Below are 872 nucleotides of genomic sequence, written 5' to 3'. Positions count from 1 at the left end.
CAACCGCTGCGCGATCCCGACGTCGCGGATCAACACACCGCGGTCGAGGAACGCCCGCCAGGCCCGGGGGGCCTCGGCGAAACGGCCGAACAGTACGAAGTTGGCATCGCTGGGTACCACGTCGTACCCGATGGAGGCGAGATCCGCCACCACGCGATCACGCTCGGCGCGCAACAGCGCCACCGAACCGAGCGTGGCATCGGCGTGCCGCAGCGCAGCACGCGCCGCGGCCTGGGTGAGCGAGGAGAGGTGATACGGCAGCCGGACGAGCTGCAGCGCGTCGACGACCGCCGGTGCAGCGGCGAGGTATCCCAGCCGCCCGCCGGCGAAGGCGAAGGCCTTGCTCATCGTGCGCGAGACGATCAGCCCGCGCCCGTGGGTGGGCAACAGCGTGATCGCGCTGGGACGGTCGGAGAACTCGGCGTAGGCCTCGTCGACCACCACCACACCGGGCGCCGCGTCGATCAACGCAGCCAGCTCGGCGGGCTCCAACGACTGGCCCGTGGGGTTGTTCGGGCTGGTCAGAAACGTGATGTCGGGAGCGCGCTCACGCAGCACGGCCACGGCGGCGTCGACGTCTACCGCGAAATCCGGGCGCCGCGGCGCCGGGAGCCACTCGGTGCGCGTGCCCGCGGCGATGATCGGGTGCATCGAGTACGACGGCTCGAACCCCACCGCCGTGCGCCCGGGCCCGCCGAAGGTCTGCATGATCTGTTGCAGGATCTCGTTGGAACCGTTGGCGGCCCACAGGTTGGCCATGCCGAGCGTGACTCCGCTGGCGCTGGTGAGGTAGGCGGCGAGGTCGGTGCGCAGCGCCTCGGCGTTGCGGTCGGGGTAGCGGTGGAGATCGACCGCCGCCGCCGCGACGGCCG

1 protein-coding gene is annotated in these 872 nt (G+C 71.7%); it reads right to left on the bottom strand.

Translation table 11 applies throughout. The features are described 5' to 3' along the window. Positions 1-872, bottom strand: an 872-nt coding sequence (locus MMF94_RS43195) for a histidinol-phosphate transaminase (protein WP_241043302.1), incomplete at both ends; no start/stop codon positions are given.

Source organism: Pseudonocardia alaniniphila (assembly GCF_022524485.1).
GTDB classification, from domain to species: Bacteria; Actinomycetota; Actinomycetes; order Mycobacteriales; family Pseudonocardiaceae; genus Pseudonocardia; species Pseudonocardia alaniniphila.
Note: the sequence above shows the minus strand (reverse complement) of the source record. Positions and strands in the feature narration are given on the sequence as shown.